This window comes from Cellulomonas sp. GbtcB1 (genome assembly GCF_019091725.1).
Classification (GTDB): Bacteria; Actinomycetota; Actinomycetes; order Actinomycetales; family Cellulomonadaceae; genus Cellulomonas.
In genome coordinates this window covers 1-767 of the sequence record NZ_JAGXJG010000129.1, presented here as the reverse complement: position 1 = coordinate 767, position 767 = coordinate 1, and the positions used below count along the sequence as shown (strand labels likewise).

1 protein-coding gene is annotated in these 767 nt (G+C 81.6%); it reads left to right on the top strand.

The genetic code is table 11. From position 1 onward, the window contains the following. Positions 1 to 42: 42 nt before the first annotated feature. The coding region (locus KVT14_RS20045) for a helicase-associated domain-containing protein (protein ID WP_308161186.1) at positions 43 to 767 on the top strand (725 nt) is incomplete at its 3' end.

The window sequence follows — 767 nt, the reverse complement described above, 5'->3', positions numbered from 1 at the left end:
TGCGGGACGCCGGCCATCATCAGGCCGAGCACGCCGCGGTCGGTGCCGCCGCTCGAGGCGGTCGCCGCGGTGCTGCGCGAGGCGGGCTGGCTCGGCGTGCTCGGCGCGGGGGCCCTGCCGGTCGCCGGCCGCGCGCTGCTGGACCCCGACACCGACCCCCGCCCCGCCCTGGCCGCCGGCCTCGGCGCCGCACTCGCCCCGGCCGTCGACGACCTGCTGCTCCAGGCCGACCTCACGGGCATCGTCCCGGGCCGCCCGAGCCAGGAGCTCGAGGCGCTGCTCGACGCGTCCGCCCGGGTGGAGTCCCGCGGCGGCGCCCTCACCGTCCGGTTCACGCCCGAGTCGGTCCGGGACGCGCTGGACGCCGGTTCCACCGCCGACGACCTGCTCGCCGACCTCGCCTCGCACGCCCGCGGCGGGGTGCCGCAGCCGCTGGAGTACCTGGTCCGGGACGCGGCCCGCCGGCACGGGCGGCTGCGCACCGGCGCGGCGTCGTCGTACGTCCGCACCGAGGACCCCGCGCTGCTGGCCGGGCTCGCCGAGGACCCGCGGCACGCCGACCTCGGGCTGGTCCGGCTGGCGCCGACCGTGCTCGCCGCGCAGGCGCCGCTGCACGAGCTGCTCGCCGCGCTGCGGGCGCACGGGCTGGCGCCGGTCGCCGAGACGCCGGACGGGCAGGTGCTGCACGCCGCGCCCACCGTGCGCCGGGTCGCGGCCGCGCGGCCGCGGTTCGCCCCGGAGGACGGCGGGCGCTGGGCGCAGCCGCC